The 17,394-nt window shown below is 71.0% G+C and carries 21 protein-coding genes; 8 read left to right on the top strand and 13 right to left on the bottom strand.

Going from position 1 to position 17,394, the window contains the following annotated elements; all coding sequences use genetic code 11:
- Positions 1-12 precede the first annotated feature (12 nt).
- Complete coding sequence (locus tag ACWED2_RS38085) at positions 13-852, top strand: aldo/keto reductase (protein WP_449695369.1); 840 nt, start codon at positions 13-15, stop codon at positions 850-852.
- Positions 853-938: 86 nt separating this feature from the next.
- Positions 939-1,406 carry a hypothetical protein gene (locus tag ACWED2_RS38080; protein WP_449695368.1) on the top strand — a complete coding sequence of 156 codons (468 nt, stop codon included), beginning with the start codon at positions 939-941 and terminating at the stop codon, positions 1,404-1,406.
- A gap of 62 nt (positions 1,407-1,468) precedes the next feature.
- Here ACWED2_RS38080 and ACWED2_RS38075 read toward each other — a convergent pair whose 3' ends face one another.
- Entirely contained in the window at positions 1,469-2,269 is an 801-nt protein-coding gene (locus tag ACWED2_RS38075; RefSeq protein ID WP_449695367.1) for an ANTAR domain-containing protein, read from the bottom strand.
- A 44-nt stretch (positions 2,270-2,313) separates the two neighbouring features.
- Positions 2,314-2,835 carry a hemerythrin domain-containing protein gene (locus ACWED2_RS38070; protein ID WP_449695366.1) on the bottom strand — a complete coding sequence of 174 codons (522 nt, stop codon included), beginning with the start codon at positions 2,833-2,835 and terminating at the stop codon, positions 2,314-2,316.
- A gap of 125 nt (positions 2,836-2,960) precedes the next feature.
- Here ACWED2_RS38070 and ACWED2_RS38065 point away from each other — a divergent pair, with 125 nt between their 5' ends.
- Entirely contained in the window at positions 2,961-4,478 is a 1,518-nt protein-coding gene (locus ACWED2_RS38065) for a CYTH and CHAD domain-containing protein (RefSeq protein WP_449695365.1), read from the top strand.
- Positions 4,479-4,918: 440 nt separating this feature from the next.
- Here the strand turns inward: ACWED2_RS38065 and ACWED2_RS38060 are convergent, their stop codons facing one another.
- The 3 genes from ACWED2_RS38060 to ACWED2_RS38050 form a co-directional block, all read right to left on the bottom strand.
- Entirely contained in the window at positions 4,919-5,710 is a 792-nt protein-coding gene (locus ACWED2_RS38060) for a SigB/SigF/SigG family RNA polymerase sigma factor (RefSeq protein ID WP_449695364.1), read from the bottom strand.
- The gene (locus ACWED2_RS38055) at positions 5,707-6,156 is read right to left on the bottom strand and encodes an ATP-binding protein (RefSeq protein ID WP_449695363.1); all 450 of its coding nucleotides are present in this window, start codon (positions 6,154-6,156) and stop codon (positions 5,707-5,709) included. Before ACWED2_RS38055 ends, ACWED2_RS38060 begins: the two co-directional genes overlap by 4 nt.
- A gap of 62 nt (positions 6,157-6,218) precedes the next feature.
- Entirely contained in the window at positions 6,219-6,548 is a 330-nt protein-coding gene (locus ACWED2_RS38050) for a plasmid stabilization protein (protein WP_191314474.1), read from the bottom strand.
- A gap of 183 nt (positions 6,549-6,731) precedes the next feature.
- Between ACWED2_RS38050 and ACWED2_RS38045 the strand changes: the two genes are divergently transcribed.
- Positions 6,732-7,697, top strand: a complete 966-nt coding sequence (locus ACWED2_RS38045) for a TIGR03557 family F420-dependent LLM class oxidoreductase (RefSeq protein ID WP_449695362.1) — start codon at positions 6,732-6,734, stop codon at positions 7,695-7,697.
- A 20-nt stretch (positions 7,698-7,717) separates the two neighbouring features.
- On the opposite strand, the gene ACWED2_RS38040 is transcribed toward ACWED2_RS38045, so the two are convergent.
- Positions 7,718-8,083, bottom strand: a complete 366-nt coding sequence (locus ACWED2_RS38040) for an STAS domain-containing protein (protein ID WP_449695361.1) — start codon at positions 8,081-8,083, stop codon at positions 7,718-7,720.
- 291 nt (positions 8,084-8,374) lie between these two features.
- Here ACWED2_RS38040 and ACWED2_RS38035 point away from each other — a divergent pair, with 291 nt between their 5' ends.
- Positions 8,375-9,103 carry an ANTAR domain-containing response regulator gene (locus ACWED2_RS38035; protein ID WP_449695360.1) on the top strand — a complete coding sequence of 243 codons (729 nt, stop codon included), beginning with the start codon at positions 8,375-8,377 and terminating at the stop codon, positions 9,101-9,103.
- Positions 9,104-9,108: 5 nt separating this feature from the next.
- Here ACWED2_RS38035 and ACWED2_RS38030 read toward each other — a convergent pair whose 3' ends face one another.
- Positions 9,109-9,333 carry a hypothetical protein gene (locus tag ACWED2_RS38030; RefSeq protein WP_449695359.1) on the bottom strand — a complete coding sequence of 75 codons (225 nt, stop codon included), beginning with the start codon at positions 9,331-9,333 and terminating at the stop codon, positions 9,109-9,111.
- Between the two features lie 169 nt (positions 9,334-9,502).
- Between ACWED2_RS38030 and ACWED2_RS38025 the strand changes: the two genes are divergently transcribed.
- The gene (locus ACWED2_RS38025; protein WP_449695358.1) at positions 9,503-9,700 is read left to right on the top strand and encodes a hypothetical protein; all 198 of its coding nucleotides are present in this window, start codon (positions 9,503-9,505) and stop codon (positions 9,698-9,700) included.
- Between the two features lie 16 nt (positions 9,701-9,716).
- Positions 9,717-10,673, top strand: a complete 957-nt coding sequence (gene ku, locus ACWED2_RS38020) for a non-homologous end joining protein Ku (protein ID WP_449695357.1) — start codon at positions 9,717-9,719, stop codon at positions 10,671-10,673.
- A gap of 10 nt (positions 10,674-10,683) precedes the next feature.
- Here ku and ACWED2_RS38015 read toward each other — a convergent pair whose 3' ends face one another.
- Positions 10,684-11,316 carry a UdgX family uracil-DNA binding protein gene (locus tag ACWED2_RS38015; protein ID WP_449695356.1) on the bottom strand — a complete coding sequence of 211 codons (633 nt, stop codon included), beginning with the start codon at positions 11,314-11,316 and terminating at the stop codon, positions 10,684-10,686.
- A gap of 87 nt (positions 11,317-11,403) precedes the next feature.
- Here ACWED2_RS38015 and ACWED2_RS38010 point away from each other — a divergent pair, with 87 nt between their 5' ends.
- On the top strand, positions 11,404-11,820 hold the full coding sequence (locus tag ACWED2_RS38010; RefSeq protein ID WP_449695355.1) for a CBS domain-containing protein: 417 nt from the start codon (positions 11,404-11,406) through the stop codon (positions 11,818-11,820).
- An 89-nt stretch (positions 11,821-11,909) separates the two neighbouring features.
- Here the strand turns inward: ACWED2_RS38010 and ACWED2_RS38005 are convergent, their stop codons facing one another.
- The 5 genes from ACWED2_RS38005 to ACWED2_RS37985 all read right to left on the bottom strand — a co-directional run bounded on the left by ACWED2_RS38005 (position 11,910) and on the right by ACWED2_RS37985 (position 17,394).
- Positions 11,910-12,218 (bottom strand): DUF3040 domain-containing protein, encoded by a 309-nt coding sequence (locus ACWED2_RS38005; protein ID WP_449695354.1) that lies wholly within the window; start codon positions 12,216-12,218, stop codon positions 11,910-11,912.
- Positions 12,219-12,282: 64 nt separating this feature from the next.
- Complete coding sequence (locus ACWED2_RS38000; protein WP_449695353.1) at positions 12,283-14,049, bottom strand: IlvD/Edd family dehydratase; 1,767 nt, start codon at positions 14,047-14,049, stop codon at positions 12,283-12,285.
- Positions 14,050-14,135: 86 nt separating this feature from the next.
- The gene (locus tag ACWED2_RS37995; RefSeq protein ID WP_449695352.1) at positions 14,136-15,548 is read right to left on the bottom strand and encodes a GH1 family beta-glucosidase; all 1,413 of its coding nucleotides are present in this window, start codon (positions 15,546-15,548) and stop codon (positions 14,136-14,138) included.
- Positions 15,545-16,402: a carbohydrate ABC transporter permease gene (locus tag ACWED2_RS37990; RefSeq protein ID WP_449695351.1), complete on the bottom strand. Its 858-nt coding sequence runs from the start codon at positions 16,400-16,402 to the stop codon at positions 15,545-15,547. Before ACWED2_RS37990 ends, ACWED2_RS37995 begins: the two co-directional genes overlap by 4 nt.
- A complete protein-coding gene (locus ACWED2_RS37985) occupies positions 16,399-17,394 on the bottom strand; it encodes a carbohydrate ABC transporter permease (protein WP_449695350.1) in 996 nt (331 codons plus the stop codon). The genes ACWED2_RS37990 and ACWED2_RS37985 overlap by 4 nt, the downstream gene beginning before the upstream one ends.

Genomic DNA, 17,394 nt, shown 5'->3' with positions numbered 1-17,394 from the left:
TAGGCGGTAGGCATGACGACCACCACTGCCGACGTTCCGGTGCTCGAACTGAACAACGGCGTGCGGATCCCGCAGGTCGGGTTCGGCGTGTTCCAGATCCCGCCGGAAGAAACCGCCCAGGCCGTGCGGACGGCCCTGGAAACCGGCTACCGCCACATCGACACGGCGCAGATGTACCGCAACGAGGCCGGCGTCGCCGCCGGGATCGAGGAATCCGGCGTCGCCCGCGAAGACGTGTTCGTCACGACGAAACTGGCGAACGACGCGCACGGGCACGACAACGCGATCACCGCGCTCGAAGGCAGCCTGCGCCGGCTGGGCTTCGACTACGTCGACCTCTACCTGATCCACTGGCCGTTGCCGTCGAAGGACAACTACGTCCGGACGTGGCAGGGCTTCGAAGACATCGTGCGCGCGGGAAAGGCCCGCGCGATCGGCGTCTCGAACTTCCAGCCCGCGCACCTCGACCGGCTCGCCGAGGAGACGTCCCTGGTACCCGCGGTCAACCAGATCGAGCTGCACCCGGCGCTGCAGCAGGCGCAGCTGCGCGAGTACCACCGGGCCCACGGCATCGCCACCGAAGCGTGGAGCCCGCTGGCGCGGGGCGCGCTCCTCGGCGACCCGGTGCTCACCGGCCTGGCGGAGAAGCACGGGCGGACGGCCGCGCAGGTCGTGCTGCGCTGGCACGTCCAGCTCGGGAACATCGTGTTCCCGAAGTCGGCGTCGCCCGGCCGGATGCGCGAGAACATCGACGTGTTCGGCTTCGAGCTCGACGACGAGGACATGGCCGAGATCGGCCGGCTCGACGAAGGCCGCCGCACCGGGCCGGACCCGGACACCTTCGGCGGGTGAGGATGTTCACCCCGTGACGGCGGCGTTTCCCTGCGCGACCTGCCGGGTATTCCTCCGGCAAGGTCCCCCAGGAAGGAGCGTCCGGCATGACCACGAACGCGTACCTGTCGTTCCTCGCGATCGGCGTTGCGCTGGTCCTGATAGACGGGCAGATCATCTACCGCAGCGGCCGCCGGTACCTGGAGAACTCCTACGGCGACCCGGCGGCGGGCGCTTCGATGACCCGCCTGGTCACGGTGCTGTTCCACCTCGCCACGCTGGGCGTGCTGGCCCTGATCTCGACCATCGACATGGGCGGCAGCGACCTGCCCGGCGTGGTCGGGCGGATCGGCGTGCTGCTGCTGATCCTCGCCTTGGCCCACGCCATCACCCTCGGTGTGCTGGCCCGCATCCGCGGGGAGCAGGAGGTCGAGGCCGTGGTCCAGCGCGGCCCCCGGCCGCGGGTGGAGGCGGAGCAGCAGGGCGCGACGGTGACGCCGGTGCCGGGCCAGGACGGCCGGTACCCGACCGCCAGCCCGTCGCTGGAGAACCGGTCCCCGTACACGGCCCCGTAGCACGACCGCACCCCGGGAGCGCAGCTTTCACGCGAAAGCTGCGCTCCCGCGGCTTCTCCTGGTCAGCCTTCGGAGGCCGGGAGATCCACTTCGGTGTGCCGGGAGGCGAGGGTCTTCGCCAGGTCGGCGAGCTTGACGTTGAGGTCCTGGGACGCGCGGCGCAGCACGTCGAAGGCCTCGTCGGCGGTGATGCCGCGGCGCTGCATCAGGATGCCCTTGGCCTGGCCGATGACGTCGCGGCTGTCGACCGCCCGGCGCAGGTGCGCCGACTCCAGCTCGGCCGAGGCGACGGCCTGGGTGTGGGCCAGCGCCAGTGACGCGTGCGTCGCCAGCAGCAGCGCGACGTCGATCGCCCCCGCGTCGAACGCGCCCGGCGTGCGCGAATAGACGTTCAGGGCGCCGGACAGCCGCGGCGGGCGGGCGTCCGGGAGCAGGGCGGTGGCCAGGACCGAGTGGTAGCCGTGGCGGGCGGCGGCCGGGCCGAACGCCGGCCAGCGCGGGTCCCGGCCCAGGTCCTGCGACCAGCCGACGGCCGGCCCGTCCGGACGGGCGGACTCCACGCACGGGCCCTCGCCGTGGTCGTACTGCACCTGGTCGAGCCGCTCGGCGACGGGGTCCGTTTCGACCGGGGTGTGGAAGGTGCCGTCGGAGTCCCGCAGGGTGACGCTGACCAGGTCGGCGCCCGGGATCAGCGCGGCCGCGGCCCCCACGACGAGCTTGAGCACCCCGCCGACGGTCGGCGTGATGTCGAGCAGGGTCCGCGTGAGGTCGGCGAACTGCCGCGACAGCGGCCCGGGCGCCGGTTCCCCGTCCTGCCCGAACCACGCCCGGTCGCGGGCCCACTCCTCTTCGCCGACGCTCATGGGTGCTCGCTGTCCTTCCGGATCGGTGCGGCCGAGAGACCCATTCAACCCGATGCCGGGGCGCGCAGGGCGGCACGGGCCCGGTCGACGAACCCCGGTCCCGGCCACAGCTGGTCGGCCTGTGGCACCCGGTCGGCGAGGTCGGGGTGCGGCAGCGTCGGCGCCTGCTCCCGGATTTCGAGCACCTCCCGGCCCAGTTCGGCCTCCTTCTCCGGGGAGCAGGTGCGCCGGATCTCGCGCACCGCCGCCGGCCCCTCCTCGCGGACGTGCCGCCGGACGGCGCGGATCAGCCCGCCCAGCAGGCGCTCGAACCGCGGCTCCTGCGGTCCGGTGCCTTCGAGCCGGCGCATCAGGCGGTCCGCTTCGGCGAGGTCGCCGTCGCCGTCGAGGTAGGGCTCTTCGGCGACGGCGTGCCGGATCAGCTCCGCGACCAGGTGATCGGCGAGGTCCTTGCGGTTCTCCGGGCTGCCCTGGCCGAGCTCGAGCTCGGTGCAGAGCCGGTCGAGCTCCCGGTGGTCGCCTTCGAGGACGGTCGTCAGGTCGGTTGCGGGCTGCTTGCCGTTCATGCACTCTCCTGGTCCGGGCTCGGGTTCGTAGCAGGGGATACCCGCTGGCCCGGCGCCGAATCCCGTGTCGGCCGCGCGCCCCACGGGTACTAAACGGGCGAACCCGGCCACAGGGAGGACGAACCATGGCAGCGCCGTCGCGGGTGATCGAGCGCGAACGCAAGTACGAGATCGTCGCGGGCAGCGGCGTGCCCCGCCTGGTCGGCGTCGCCGGCGTCGACACCCAGGACGACCCGGTGGAGCACGTCCTCGACGCGTCCTACTACGACACCGAGACGTTCCGGCTGGCGCGCAGCGGCATCACCCTGCGGCGGCGCGTCGGCGGCCCCGACGCGGGCTGGCACCTGAAACTGCCGGTGTCGGCCGACGAGCGGCAGGAACTGCAGCTGCCGCCGGGCGGCGACCCGCACAAGGTGCCCGGGCGGCTCCGGCGCCTCGTGCAGGCGTACACGCTGGGGGAGAAGCTGGTGCCGATCGCGCACCTGCGCACCGACCGGTTCGCCCACCGGCTGGCCGCCGCGGACGGCCGTACCATCGCGACCCTGACCGACGACCACGTGACCGGCGAGGCCGGCGGTGCCACCGCGCGCCTCGACGAGTGGCGCGAGCTGGAACTCGAGCTCGACCCCGGGGCCGACCCGCGGTTGCTCGAGGAGTTCGACCGGGCGCTGACCGCGGCCGGCGCTTCCGCGTCGCCGTGGCCGTCGAAGCTGCGCCGCCTGATCGGCGACCGGGTCGCGGCGCCGCCCCGGCTCGGCAAGAAGCCGTCCGCAGGGCACGTCGTGCTGACGGCGTTGCACGAGCACTACGGACGGCTGCGCCGCGCGGACGTCGGGGTGCGGCTGGACGTCGACGATTCGGTGCACCAGATGCGCGTCGCGATCCGGAAGCTGCGGAGCACGCTTCGCACCTTCGGATCCGTCGTCGACGGGAAGGAGACCGCGTCCGTCGTGGCCGAGCTGCAGTGGCTGGGCCGCGAGCTGTCGCCGGCCAGGGACACGGAGGTCACCGAACAGCGGCTGCGCGAACAGCTCGACGAGGTGCCTTCGGAGCTCGTGTTCGGGCCGCTGCGGCAGTTCCTGACCCGCCACTTCGCCCGCGAGGCCGAGGAAGGGCGGACCCGTGCGCTGGCCGCGTTGACTTCCCGGCGTTATTTGCGGCTGCTCCGGGCGCTGGACGCTCTGGTGGAGGAGCCGCCGTTGACGGCTGCGGCTCGCAAGCCGGCGAAGGCGGGGTTGCGGAAACCGGTGCGGAAGGCCGCTCGGAAGCTGCACCGTGCGGAGGCGGCTGCTCGTGGGCTGACCGGGGTGGAGCTGGAGCGGGCTCTTCATGGTGTTCGCAAGAAGGCCAAGCGGGCTCGGTATGCCGCCGATACGGTCAAGCCGGTTTACGGGAAGAAGCTGCGGGCCTGGCGGAAGAATGTGAAGGCTGTTCAGGGGACCTTGGGGGAGCACCAGGACAGCGTTGTGGGGCGGGATGTGCTGCATCATCTTGCCATTGCCGGGCACGGTGAGGGGCAGAACACTTTTACCTTCGGGATGCTTTATGCCGGGTATGCCGGGCGGGGGGCGTTGCTTCGGGAGAAATTCTTGGGGGAGTGGCGGCGGGTTCGGAAGGGGGATCGGCCTGGGTGGCTGGGGTGATCCCTGGCTGGTCCTGCCTGGGCGGCCGAACGTGCAGCTGAGTGGTTTCCGCTGGCCGAACATGCGGCCGGGTGGTCCCCGCCGGCCCGAACGCCGGATTGTTCAACGGCCGCCAGACCGTGTCAAGGCGGGAAAGCGTGCCTTGACACGGCCTGTCGGCCGCTGAGGCGGCTGCGTATCGGGTCGGCAGGGGGGTGTGGCCGGAGGGGCGCTGGCGGGGGGTGTGGGGTGGCGCTGGGGTGCGGCCGGAGGGGCGCTGGCGGGTGGTTGTGGGGGTGTGGCTGGGGCTGGTGTTGGGGTGTGGTGGGGCTGAGGCGGGTGGCCGAGGGCTTGCCTTGTTGCCAGTGGGGCTGAGGCGGGGTGGCCGAGGCTTGCCTTTGTGTGCCGGCGGTTGCTTGTGGAGGCGGCTCGGCTGCCCGGCTGCTGGCCTTCTCTCCGCCTCAGCCCTCGCCGGTCAGTTTTCCGCGCAGCTGCTCCAGGGTCTGGGACAGCAGGCGGGATACGTGCATCTGGGAAATGCCCACGCGGTCGGCGATCTGGGTTTGGGTCAAGCCGCCGAAGAAGCGCATTACCAGGATTGCTCGCTCGCGCTTGGGTAGCTCCTGGAGCAGGGGTTGGAGGGCCTCGTGGTTCTCCACCATGGCCATCTCGTGGTCCGGTTCCCCCATGGTGTCCGCCAGGGACAGCGCCTCCGCGTCGTCGTGCACCGGCTTGTCGACCGAGAGTGCCTGGTACGCGTTGCCCGCCAGCAGGCCCTCGCGGACCTCGTCCACGTCCAGGTTCAGGTGCTCCGCCAGCTCGGTCGGCGTCGGGGCGCGGCCCAGCCTCTGGGAAAGCACCGCCGACCCCTGGCTCAGTGACAGGTGCAGCTCCTTCAGGCGGCGGGGGACCCGGACGGACCAGCCCGTGTCGCGGAAGTGCCTGCGGACCTCGCCCATGATCGTCGGGACCGCGAACGACAGGAAGTCGTGGCCGCGGGTGGGGTCGAAGCGGTCGACCGCGTTGATCAAGCCGATCCGGGCCACCTGGACCAGGTCCTCCCGGGGCTCGCCGCGGCCGGAGAACCTCGTGGCGATGTGCTCGGCCAGCGGAAGGAGCCCGGTGACCAGTTTGCCCCGGACGGCCTCGCGCCGTGGATCGTCGGCGTCGAGGGTGACCAGCTCCTCGAACAGGGGTTCGCAGTGGGCATATTCGTCCGGGCGGTGGAGGAGGGTTTTGCGCTCGCTGCTCACGCGCTCGTTCCCGGGTTGAGCACCAGCTCGATCGTCACGATGCCCGCACCCCCGCCGGGCAATGCGTCGCAGTGCGCGGTCACCGACTTGCTGAGCGTCGTCAGCACGTGCCAGCCGAACGTGCGGTCGCTCGGCGGCCGCGGGTCGCTCGAGCGGGTGGACACGATGACGTGCAGGCCGTCGGGGGCCAGCCGGAAGCGGCATTGCAACTGCGCGCCCAGCTCGGCCAGCTGGACGAGCTGGGCGCAGGCCTCGTCGACGGCCATCTTGGCGTCGGCGATCGCGTCCAGCCCGAAGTCCGCGCGCGAGACCACTCCGTGGGTGAGCATCCGGACCAGCGGGATCTGCTCCGCCATCGCGGGGAGGCGCAGCTCGACGAGTTCGTCGAGCAGCTCGTCGACGGTCGGCTTCGCGCCGAACGAGCCGTCGCTTCGAGTTTCTTCCATACGGGGACTACTACCCATCCGGTGTAATGCTGACACTTCGTGATCAGGGGTTTCGGGTATGGTCACCGGCCCAGCGCCCGTTCGAGTTCCTTCTTGGTCATCTTCGAGCGGCCGTCGATGTTCTTCTTCTTCGCTTCGTTGTAGAGCTGGTCCTTCGTCGGGCCACCCGGGCCCTTGCGGTTGCCGGACCGCTCGCCGCCGCGTTGCTGCGGGGACTTGTCCTTCAGCGACGTCTTGCTGGCCTGCCGGGACTCACCCGACTGCGCGCGGTTCTTGTTCACCGTGCGGGCCGCGATCTCCTTGGCCCGTTTCGTGCTCGCGCCGCGGTCCTCGGCCGAGTCCTTGATGTGCTCGTACTGGCGTTCACGCTTGCCGCTCCACGACTGAGGCATGCCGGCTCCCTTCGTCTCGCGCGGTGGGTACCCGCTCGATCACGGCGTAAACGTCCCGGTCGTGGGTGGTTACCGGCTGCCGCCCACGGGTATGCGCCAAGCTGTGCCAACCGGGGCTTCGCCCCAGGCCGGGGGCTCCGCCACCCGGAACCCCCGAAAGCAGCCGAGCGGAAGGAGGCGCCGATGCGGATCGGCTACACCCTGATGACCGAGCAGGCGGGCCCGGGCGATCTGGTCCGGTACGCCGCCGGGGCGGAACAGGCCGGCTTCGACTTCGAGGTGATGAGCGACCACTACTCGCCCTGGCTGGCCGAACAGGGCCACGCGCCCTACGCCTGGGCCGTGCTGGGCGCGGTCACCCAGGTGACCGAGCGCGCCGAGCTGATGACCTACGTGACCTGCCCGACCATGCGCTACCACCCGGCGGTGGTGGCCCAGAAGGCGGCCACCGTGCAGGCGCTCTCCGGCGGCCGGTTCACCCTCGGCCTCGGGGCGGGGGAGAACCTCAACGAGCACGTCATCGGGCAGGGCTGGCCGCCGGCCAACGTGCGGCACGAAATGCTCGCCGAGGCCGTGCAGATCATCGGCGGCCTGTTCGACGGCGGCTACTTCGACTACGAAGGCAAGCACTTCCGCGTCGACTCGGCGAAGCTGTGGGACCTGCCGGAGAAGCGGACGCCGATCGGTGTCGCGGTGTCCGGTTCGCAGTCGGTCCGGCGGTTCGCGCCGGTCGCCGACGTGATGATCGCCGTCGAGCCGAAGGCGGAGCTGTCGAGCGAGTGGGACGCGACGAAGCTGGGCGGCGCCCCCAGCCGCAAGGTCGGGCAGCTGCCCGTTTCCTGGGGCACCGACCGCGACGCCGCGGTGCGGCGCGCGCACGAGCAGTTCCGCTGGTTCGCCGGCGGCTGGAAGGTCAACGCCGAGCTCCCGGGCCCGGCCGGGTTCGCCGGGGCGACCCAGTTCGTCCGCGAGGAGGACGTCGCCGGCTCGATCCCGTGCGGCCCGGACGTCGAGCCGATCGCCGAGGCGGTCAAGGAGTTCGGGAAGGCGGGCTTCACCGACGTGGCACTCGTCCAGATCGGTGGTGACCAGCAGGAAGGCTTCCTCGACTTCGCCGAGAAGGAGCTGCTCTCGGCGCTGCGTGCGTGATCGGCGCGCGCCGGATGCGGTCAGGCCCGCGCGGGGGCGGGCCGCCGGTCGGTCAGGGCGAGGCGCCGGTCCGCCCCGGTCACCTCGAGGGCCCGCCGGACCGTCGGGTCGGCCCCGGTGACCACGAGCAGGTCGGTGCCGCCCTGCTCGGCCTGCAGCGCCGCGTGCAACAGCACCCGGACGCCGGCCACGCCGAGGAAGTCCACTTCGGACAGGTCGACGGCCAGCTGCTCCGGCGTCGCCCACAGGCGGTCGGAGAGCAGCGAGGCCAGGTCGGCCGCCGTCGCGCTGTCGAGGTCGCCGCGCGCGGTCACCAGTACCGCGTGGGGAGCGGGCCACGTCGTGCGCAGCCGCAGGCCGGAATGCCGGGAGCGGGGAAGGTTCATGCCGGTTCGCCACCGTCCTGGTGCGGCGCGGCCGCAGCGCCGCGCTCGGGGTTCGAAGCGGCTGCTGGTTGAACCGTGCCACCGAGCCTAACCCTGCGCCCACGGCTCGCAACCGTCGTTGCTCCGAACGGGCGTGCGGCGCGCCGCGGTGGTGACCGCTCGTGCCCGGCCTGATCGCGATGCAGTAATCTCGCGCTGGACCCGTTAAAGCGCTAGCGGCCCACTAGTGGCGCGCGCCCGGGTCCCCCCTGGTTGAGAGCGCCCTGTCGGAAGAGGAGGGGCGTCACCAGGATGACGGGCGGCCATGAGCAGCTCAGCGCGCGGCTGGACGAAGTCACGCTCGCGATGGAGTCGCTGACCGCGATGCTGGACAGCGAGCTCGACCTCGGCCAGATGCTCCAGGCGGTCTGCGACCACGTCGTGCAGGTGGTGCCGGGGGCCGACATGGCCAGCATCACCCTGGTGCGCGACGGCGTGCCGGAGACGGTGGCCAGCACCGACCAGCGGGCGGTGAACTTCGACCGCGAGCAGTACCGCATCGGCGACGGGCCGTGCCTGCGCGCCGCCGAGACCGGCCAGCCCGTCCGCGTCGGTGTCGGCGCGGTCGGGGACCTGTGGCCGCAGTTCGTCACGGCGGCCGAGCAGCTGGGCGTCGCCAGTTTTCTCGCCGCGCCGCTGACCGTGGACGAGGACATGTCCGGTGCGGTGAACCTCTTCGGGTTCGGCGAGCACGGCTTCAGCGAGCTGGGCACCAAGATCCTCGAGCTGTACACGGCGACAGTGGTCATCGGCCTGCGCAGCGCGCGGCGGTACTTCGCGGCCCGCGAACTGGTCGACCAGCTCAACCGCGCGCTGGAGACCCGCGCCGTGATCGACCAGGCCAAGGGCATCCTGATGGCGGCGCACCGGATCACCGCGGAGGAAGCCTTCCAGCGCCTGGTGAAGCGTTCGCAGGACGGCAACCGGAAGCTCCACGAGGTGGCGGCGGAGTTCGTGGCGGCGGTGGCGACCACGGCGTGAGGTCGCTAGCCGGCCGGCACCTCGTCCGGGGGCGCCTCGGACTCGACCGGCGCCGGCGCCGGCGCGGGCTCCGGGCGGTGCTTGCCGCGCTGGCACGTCGTGCAGACCAGGGTGCGGCCCAGTATCGTGCCGTCGTCGGCGACGACCTGGGCCACGTGCATCGTCGGGAAGCCGCAGACCTCGCAGGGCAGTGAGCCGTCTTCGCGGCTGATGCGGAGCTGGGTGCCCATCCGGCCTCCTGCTGTGACGTGGGTCTCACCACCTTGCCCGTGTCCGGGGCCGCACCTGGCTGAATTCACTCGTTCGGCCTAGCGGGATCGGATCTTCGGTTACGGCCGTGTTGCCTGCGATGATCCTGGGTAACCCGCCCGCGAACGGATTGCCGGAGGGGAGCGAGACATGCGAGACAAGCGCAACGACCTGCGGCCGGTGGCGGACCTCCTCGTCGACGGCGGCGACTCGCCGGAGCAGGTGCGCACGCGCCGCAAGGCGGCGCTGGCCGTGGCGGCCCGGGCGAAGGACCCCGAGGACTGCGCGCGGCTGCTGGAGATGCTGGGCCTGCACCGGACCGGGCAGCGCAGCAGCGACGTCGCCTGAGGGCGGGGAGGACGACATGGCCCGACCGGTCTGGAGCGGCGCGCTGAGCCTGGGGCTGGTCACCGTGCCGGTGGAGCTGTACCCGGCGGTGGCCGACCACACGATCCACTTCCACCAGTTCGAACGCGGCACGTCGGACCGGATCCGCAACCGCCGCGTCAACGAGCGGACCGGCGAGGAGGTCACCCAGGACGAAATCGTCAAGGGCTACGACCTCGGCGGCGGTGACCACGTGCTCGTCGAACCGGACGAACTCGACGAGATCGCGCCGGAACGGTCCCGCCGGATCGACATCGAGCAGTTCGTCGAACTCGACGAGATCGACCCGTGGTTCTTCGACAAGACGTACTGGCTCAAGCCGGCGAAGGAGGACTTCGCCAAGGCGTACGGCCTGCTGCTGCAGGCGATGGACCGCAGTGAGAAGGCCGGCGTCGCGAAGTTCGTGCTGCGCGGCAAGGAATACCTCGCCGCCGTTCGCGCCGGCGAGGACGTCATGGTGCTCAACACGCTGCACTTCGTCGCCGACCTGCGGAAGCCGAAGGACGTCATGGGCCGGCTGCCGCAGCTGCCGAAGCCGCGGCCGAAGGAGCTCGACATGGCGCTCGCGCTGGTCGACGAGATGACCGCGCCGTGGAAGCCCGAGGACTACCGCGACGAGTACTCGAAGCGCGTCGAAGAGCTGATCAAGGCGAAGGAAGCGGGCAAGGAGATCGCCCACGAGGAAGAGCCGGAGCCCTCGGCCGACGTCGTGGACCTGTTCGAGGCGCTGTCGCGCAGTGTCAAGAACCGCAGTGTCAAGAACCGCAAGAGCGGCGGCGGTGGCGCGAAGCCGAAGAAGAAGGCCGCGGCGAAGAAGCCCGAGCTGTCCGCGCTTTCGAAGTCCGATTTGGACAAGCTGGCCCGCGAGCAGGGGGTCAAGGGCCGGTCGAAGATGACGCGCGCCGAACTCGAAAAGGCCCTGAAGGCGTCGTGAGCGGGCCGGCTCACCCGAGCAGCTTGGCCGCGGCCCGGAGATCGGCGACGAAGCCCGCGTAGGCGTCGTCCCGGTCCGGGGCCCGCAGCACCGCCGACGGGTGCACCGTCGCGATGGCCGACGGCATCAGCCAGGCCAGCTCCTCCGGCGGCGCCAGCGGCTCGCCCCGGTGCGCGGTCAGCCGGAACTTCGGGCCCAGCAACGACTGCGCGGCCGTCGCGCCCAGCAGCAGCACCAGTTCCGGGCGCACCGCGCGCAGCTCCGCGAGCAGCCACGGGCGGCACGCGACCACCTCGGTGCGGCCCGGCTTCTGGTGGATCCGGCGCTTCCCGCGTTCGTCGCGCTTGAACTTGAAGTGCTTGACCGCGTTGGTGACGTACAGGGCGCCCCGGTCGAAGCCGGCTTCTTCGAAGGCACGGTCCAGCAGCTTCCCGGCAGGACCCACGAACGGTTCGCCCGCGAGGTCCTCCTTGTCGCCCGGCTGCTCGCCGACCACGAGAACCTTCGCTCCGGCCGAGCCTTCGCCGAAGACGGTCTGCGTGGCGTCCTGGTGGAGGTGGCACCCCTGGCAGCCGGACGCCGCCGACCGCAACCGGTCGAGGTCGGTGGTGTCCGGCGGCTCGGCACCGCGGGAATCCGGCATGTGCCGGGAAATTCCCCGTCCCCGCCACGGGTAAACGTGCCCGGCCAGGGTAGCCGCAGGGAAGCCGTCCAGAGAAAGGAGTTCACGATGACCACCGCACGCGACATCATGACGTCGGACGCGACCTGCGCCCGGGAATCCGACACCGTGCACGACGCCGCGGTCACGATGGCGCAGAAGGGGGTCGGCGCCCTGCCGATCTGCGGCGAGGACAACCGGCTCAAGGGCATGATCACCGACCGCGACATCGTGGTGAAGGTGCTGGCCGAGGGCAAGGACCCGCGCGCGCTCCACGTCGGCGAGCTCGCCCAGGGCGAAGTGGTGACGATCGGCGCGGACGACGACGCCCAGGAGATCCTGCGCACCATGTCCGAGCACCGCGTCCGCCGGCTGCCGGTGATCGACGGGCACGACCTCGTCGGCATCGTCGCCCAGGCCGACGTGGCCAGGGCGCTGTCGAACCCGAGCGCCGGCGAGCTGGTCGAGGCGCTGTCCTACGACTGAGCGACCTCCGGCGCACTACGGCCGCCACCGGCGCGAGTTCCGGGGGCGGCCGTAGTGCTGTGCGGGTCAGGGGAACAGCGCGGTGCGGGTCAGCGGGAGCCCGCCGCCGGGGCGGCATCGTCCTCAGTGGACTCACGGGCCGACTCGGCGCGGGCGATGTGCCAGGCCACCAGCGCGCCCGCGCTCACCGTGCCCCACAACACGAGCGCGGCGTCCCGGGCGAACAGGCCGACGACCAGCATCACCGCGGCCGTGATGTCGCAGAGCACCAGCAGCAGGCTCCACCGCCTGGGCGAGCGCAGGTTGCGGCCGCTCAAGGCGGCGGCGAACGCGGGGTCACTCGCCCGCAGCTCGGCCTCGATCTCGCGCAGGGCGTGGCGTTCACGATCCGGGAGCATGGGGGCCTCCTCGCCTCGGCTATCGGACTGGATACCCGTTTTCCCGCTCGCCGAAGCGGGAAACTCAGTGGTTGTCGCGGGGAATCCCCTTGGTCGCCGCGATGCGTTGGTACGCCACGGCGGGACGCAGCACCATGCCGTCGCACAGCTGGTCGACCATCGACCGCTGGATCTCCTGCCACGGCGTCTGCGATTCCGGTACCGGGTAGCCGCCCGCCTCGGCCAGTTCCCGGTGGCGCCGCGCGAGTTCGTCGTCGGAGATCAGCACGTCCGCCGTGCCGGCGCCGAGGTCGATCCGGACGCGGTCGCCGGTCCGCAGCACGGCGAGCCCGCCGCCCGCCGCGGCCTCGGGGGAGGCGTTGAGGATCGACGGCGAGCCGGAGGTGCCCGACTGGCGGCCGTCACCGAGGCAGGGGAGCTCGTGCACGCCCCGCTTGATCAGCGCCGCGGGCGGCCGCATGTTGACCACCTCCGCCGAGCCCGGGTAGCCGAGCGGGCCGGTGCCGCGCATCACCAGCAGCGAATGCTCGTCGACGCCGAGGTCCTCTTCGTCGATGCGGGCGTGGTAGTCCTCGGGGCCGTCGAACACGACCGCGGTGCCTTCGTAGACGCCGCCGGCCAGGTACCGCCGCCGGAACTCCGGCGAGATCACGCTCGACTTCATGATCGCCGCGTCGAAGAGGTTGCCCTTCAGCACCAGGAACCCGGCGTCCGGGGTGAGGGCGGTGTCGAAGGTCCGGATGACGTCCCGGTCACCGGCCTCGGCGTCGCGGCAGTTGTCGCCGAGGGTGCGGCCGTTGACGGTGCGCGCGTCCTCGTGGATCAGCCCGTGCCGCATCAGCTCGTGCACGACGGCCGGGACGCCGCCCGCGCGGTGGAACTCCTCGCCGAGGTACTTGCCCGCGGGCTGCAGGTCGACCAGCAGCGGGACGCCGTGGCCGAGCCGCTGCCAGTCGTCCAGGGGCAGGTCGACGCCGATGTGCCGGGCGATCGCGCCGAGGTGGATGGGGGCGTTGGTCGAGCCGCCGATGGCCGAGCTGACCACGATGGCGTTCTCGAACGCCTCGCGCGTCAGGATGTCCGACGGCTTGAGGTCTTCGCGCACCATTTCGACGATCCGCAGCCCGGTCCGGTAGGCCATCCGCGCCCGGTCGCGGTGCGGCGCCGGGATGGCGGCGCAGCCGGGCAGGCTCATCCCGAGGGTCTCGGCGAGCGCGTTCATGGTGGACGCCGTGCCCATCGTGTTGCAGTGCCCCGGCGACGGCGCGGACGACGCGACGAGCTCCATGAACCCGGCGTCGTCGATCTCGCCGGCGGCGAGCAGCTCCCGCGCCTTCCAGATGATCGTGCCGGAACCGGTGCGCTCGCCGTTGTACCAGCCGTTGAGCATCGGGCCGCCGGACAGCACGATCGCCGGGAGGTCGACGGTCGCGGCGGCCATCAGGCACGCCGGGGTGGTCTTGTCGCAGCCGGTGGTGAGCACCACGCCGTCGATGGGGTAGCCGTAGAGCGTCTCCACCAGGCCGAGGTAGGCGAGGTTGCGGTCCAGCGCCGCGGTCGGGCGCTTGCCCGTCTCCTGGATGGGGTGCACCGGGAACTCGATGGCGATGCCGCCGGCCTCGCGGATGCCCTCGCGCGTCCGGTGGGCGAGCTGGAGGTGGTGCCGGTTGCAGGGGGTGAGGTCGGAGCCGGTCTGCGCGATGCCGATGATCGGCTTGCCGGACTGCAGCTCCTCCCGGGTGACGCCCCAGTTCATGTACCGCTCGAGGTAGAGCGCGGTCATCCCGGGGTCGGCGGGGTTGTCGAACCAAGCTTCGCTGCGCAGTCCCATACCGGTCAGTCTGGCAACGCGCTTCGCGGAATGCACGCCCCGCGTCCGTGAAGGCCACCCGCGCCGGTGGCCTTCACGGACCTCGGTCAGCCCAGCCCGTTGAGGCCGATCACCCGGGAGTACCAGTGGGCGCTCTGCTTCGGCGTCCGCCGCTGGGTGGCGTAGTCGACGTGGACCAGGCCGAACCGCTTCGCGTACCCCTCGGCCCACTCGAAGTTGTCCAGCAGCGACCAGTAGAAGTACCCGCGCAGGTCGACGCCGGCCTGGATGGCGTCGTGCGCCGCCCGCAGGTGGGAGTCGAGGAACGCGACGCGGTCGGTGTCGACGATGTCACCGCCGTCGGAGACGACGTCGGGGTAGGACGCGCCGTTCTCCGTGATGTACAGCGGCACCGGCCGGTAGCCGCGGTGCACCTGCAGCAGGGACTCGGTCAGCCCGGCCGGCTGGACCTCCCAGCCCGAGTCGGTGCGGGGTGCCGCCGGGTCGGGGACGAAGTGCACGTCGGCCGCGCCGACCCACTCGGGGCCCGCCGGCTCGCTGCCCGGCACCGGACGGCCCGCGACGCGGTAGTCGCGGTAGTAGTTCACGCCCAGCCAGTCGACGTGCGCGGCGATGACCGCGGCGTCGTCGTCGCGCACGACCGAGCCGAGCCCGAACGGCTCGAGGTCGGCGACCAGGTCGTCCGGGTAGCCGCCGCTCAGCACCGGGTCGAGGAACAACCGGTTCTGCAGGCCGTCGATCCGCCGGGCCGCGGCGACGTCGGTGACGTTCGCCGGGTCGTGCGGGGCGACCGGGTACAGGTTCAGCGTGATGCCGGCCGCGGTGCCCGGGGCGTGCCGCCGGATGATGTCCATCGCCAGGCCGTGCCCCAGCAGCAGGTGGTGCGTGGCCGCGACGGCCGCCGGGTGGTCGGTGCGGCCGGGTGCGTGGATGCCGCCCGCGTAGCCGAGCATCGCCGCGCACCACGGCTCGTTGAGCGTCGACCAGCTGGCGACGCGGTCGCCGAGCCGTTCCAGCACGGTCTCGGCGTACTCGGCGAACCGGTAGGCGGTGTCCCGGTTGGTCCAGCCGCCCTTCTCCTCCAGCGCCTGCGGCAGGTCCCAGTGGTACAGCGTCGCCCACGGCTGGATCCCGGACTCGAGCAGGCAGTCGACCAGCCGGTCGTAGAAGGCCAGCCCGGCGCTGTTCGCCTCGCCGCCGTCCGGCCGCACCCGCGGCCAGGCCAGCGAGAAGCGGTAGGCACCGAGGTTGAGCCGGCGCATCAGCCCGACGTCTTCGGTGTACCGCCGGTAGTGGTCGGCCGCCGGTTCGCCGTTGTCGCCGCCCCGGACCGCACCCGGGCGGCGGGCGAAGACGTCCCAGACCGAGTCGGTGCGACCGTCGGCCGTCGTGGCTCCTTCCACCTGGAACGCCGCCGTGGCGGCACCCCAGACGAAGCCAGGCGGGAACATCAACGCGGTCTCCGCCCGAACGCTGTCGGGATGTACGGACATGTTCACCCTTTCACGGCACCTTGCATGATCCCGGCCACGATCTGGCGGCCGAGGAGGACGAAGACGATGAGGATGGGGATGGTGGCCAGAGTCGTGCCGGCCAGGACGAGCGAGTAATCGATGTAGTAGCCGCTCTGCAGCTTTTCCAGGGCCACCTGGACGGTGGGGTTGCCGGCGTCCAGCACGACGAGCGGCCACAGGAAGTCGTTCCACGACATCATGAACGTGAACATCGCGAGGATGGCCGCGGCCGGGCGCACCGCCGGCAGGCAGACGTTCCAGAAGATCCGGATCATGCTGCAGCCGTCGACGCGCGCGGCCTCGACGAGCTCGTACGGCAGCGCGTCCAGCGTGTACTGCCGCATCCAGAACACGCCGAACGCGGTGACCAGGTTGGGCACGATCACCGCCGGCAGGCTCCCCGTCCAGCCCAGTTCGGACATCGCGATGAACAGCGGGATGATGCCCAGCTGGGTGGGCACCGCGAGCGTGACGACAATGAACACGAACAGCTTGTTGCTCCCCCGGAACCGGAGTTTCGCGAAGGCGAACCCGGCCAGCGAGGAGAACAGCACCGTCGTCAGCGTCACCGTGCCGGACACGATGACGCTGTTGCCCAGCGCCTTCCAGAACGGCACGGTGTCGAACACCCGGGCGGCGTTGGCGAAGAAGTTGCCGCCGGGCAGGAACGGCGGGATGCGCTCGGTGAGCATCCCGTTGTCGCGGCTGGCCACCAGGAACGACCAGTAGAACGGGAACAGCGAACCGAGCACGAAGATCGCCAGCACGACGTAGGTCGTCTTGCGCGGCTTGCCGAGCGTGGCGACGCTCCTGCGCAGTCCACTCTGGAGTGTTGTCATTTCTTCTTCACCTTCACCGCCGGGGTGCTGGCGATCCGGCTGGTGAGGAAGTAGTTCGCCAGCGCGATGAGCACGATGATCAGGAACAGCACCCAGGCGATGGCCGAGGCGTAGCCGAGGTCGGCGTTCTGGAACGCCGTCTGGTAGAGGTACAGCGTCACGGTCTGGAACTGGTTGGTGGAACCGCCGTTGTTCGACCCCGGCATGGCGTCGAACAGTTTTGGCTCGGTGAAGATCTGCAGGCCGCCGATCGTCGAGGTGATGGTGATGAAGATCAGCGTCGGCTTCAGCAGCGGCAGGGTGACGTTCCAGAAGCGGCGCCACGTGCCGGCGCCGTCGATCAACGCCGCCTCGTGGAGTTCCTTCGGGATGGCCTGCATGGCCGCCAGCACGATCAGGGCGTTGTACCCGGTCCAGCGCCAGTTCACCATGATCGCGATCGCGACGTGGCTGGCGAACCGGTTGGCCTGCCATTCGATCGGGTCCAGTCCGAAGGTCTGCAGGATGCCGTTGATCAGCCCGTACTTCGAGCCGAACAGGTTGGCGAAGATGATGCCGATGGCGACGAGACTGGCCGCGTACGGGAGCAGGATGCCCACGCGCCAGCCGGTCGCGCCGCGCAGCCGGGCGCCGAGCAGTGCCGCCAGCATGACCGCGATGATGAGCTGCGGGACGCTGGAGAGCAGGAAGATGCTGATCGTGTTGACCAGCGCGTTCCAGAACTGGGTGTCGGCGAACAGCTCCGTGTAGTTGCCGATGCCGAGGAAGTCGGGGTGGTCCGCCCCGGCCTCCCACTTGAACATCGAGACGTACGCGGTGTAGAGCAGCGGGAACAGGCCCACGATCCCGAAGACGACGAAGAACGGGGCGATGTAGAGGTACGGCGAGACCTTGACGTCCCACCGGCTCAACCGGTGACGGAAGGTGGGCCGGGGAGACACTCGCTCCCCGGCCTTACTCCCTTCTGGCGCGACCTTGTCGATGACGGTCAT

It is taken from the genome of Amycolatopsis sp. NPDC005003 (genome assembly GCF_053600695.1).
Note: the sequence above shows the minus strand (reverse complement) of the source record. Positions and strands in the feature narration are given on the sequence as shown.

Bases quoted from the DNA above. Each gene is read 5' to 3' on its own strand.
- ACWED2_RS38075 (WP_449695367.1), bottom strand. From the start codon at position 2,269: ATGAGCGTCGGCGAAGAGGAGTGGGCCCGCGACCGGGCGTGGTTCGGG.
- ACWED2_RS38030 (WP_449695359.1), bottom strand. From the start codon at position 9,333: ATGGGCACCCAGCTCCGCATCAGCCGCGAAGACGGCTCACTGCCCTGC.
- ACWED2_RS38040 (WP_449695361.1), bottom strand. From the start codon at position 8,083: ATGAACCTTCCCCGCTCCCGGCATTCCGGCCTGCGGCTGCGCACGACG.
- ACWED2_RS38055 (WP_449695363.1), bottom strand. From the start codon at position 6,156: ATGGAAGAAACTCGAAGCGACGGCTCGTTCGGCGCGAAGCCGACCGTC.
- ACWED2_RS38000 (WP_449695353.1), bottom strand. From the start codon at position 14,049: ATGGGACTGCGCAGCGAAGCTTGGTTCGACAACCCCGCCGACCCCGGG.
- ACWED2_RS38005 (WP_449695354.1), bottom strand. From the start codon at position 12,218: ATGCTCCCGGATCGTGAACGCCACGCCCTGCGCGAGATCGAGGCCGAG.
- ACWED2_RS37985 (WP_449695350.1), bottom strand. From the start codon at position 17,394: ATGACCGTCATCGACAAGGTCGCGCCAGAAGGGAGTAAGGCCGGGGAG.
- ACWED2_RS38080 (WP_449695368.1), top strand. From the start codon at position 939: ATGACCACGAACGCGTACCTGTCGTTCCTCGCGATCGGCGTTGCGCTG.
- ACWED2_RS38050 (WP_191314474.1), bottom strand. From the start codon at position 6,548: ATGCCTCAGTCGTGGAGCGGCAAGCGTGAACGCCAGTACGAGCACATC.
- ACWED2_RS38045 (WP_449695362.1), top strand. From the start codon at position 6,732: ATGCGGATCGGCTACACCCTGATGACCGAGCAGGCGGGCCCGGGCGAT.
- ACWED2_RS38070 (WP_449695366.1), bottom strand. From the start codon at position 2,835: ATGAACGGCAAGCAGCCCGCAACCGACCTGACGACCGTCCTCGAAGGC.
- ACWED2_RS38025 (WP_449695358.1), top strand. From the start codon at position 9,503: ATGCGAGACAAGCGCAACGACCTGCGGCCGGTGGCGGACCTCCTCGTC.
- ACWED2_RS38035 (WP_449695360.1), top strand. From the start codon at position 8,375: ATGACGGGCGGCCATGAGCAGCTCAGCGCGCGGCTGGACGAAGTCACG.
- ACWED2_RS38085 (WP_449695369.1), top strand. From the start codon at position 13: ATGACGACCACCACTGCCGACGTTCCGGTGCTCGAACTGAACAACGGC.
- ACWED2_RS38015 (WP_449695356.1), bottom strand. From the start codon at position 11,316: ATGCCGGATTCCCGCGGTGCCGAGCCGCCGGACACCACCGACCTCGAC.
- ACWED2_RS37990 (WP_449695351.1), bottom strand. From the start codon at position 16,402: ATGACAACACTCCAGAGTGGACTGCGCAGGAGCGTCGCCACGCTCGGC.
- ku (WP_449695357.1), top strand. From the start codon at position 9,717: ATGGCCCGACCGGTCTGGAGCGGCGCGCTGAGCCTGGGGCTGGTCACC.
- ACWED2_RS38010 (WP_449695355.1), top strand. From the start codon at position 11,404: ATGACCACCGCACGCGACATCATGACGTCGGACGCGACCTGCGCCCGG.
- ACWED2_RS38065 (WP_449695365.1), top strand. From the start codon at position 2,961: ATGGCAGCGCCGTCGCGGGTGATCGAGCGCGAACGCAAGTACGAGATC.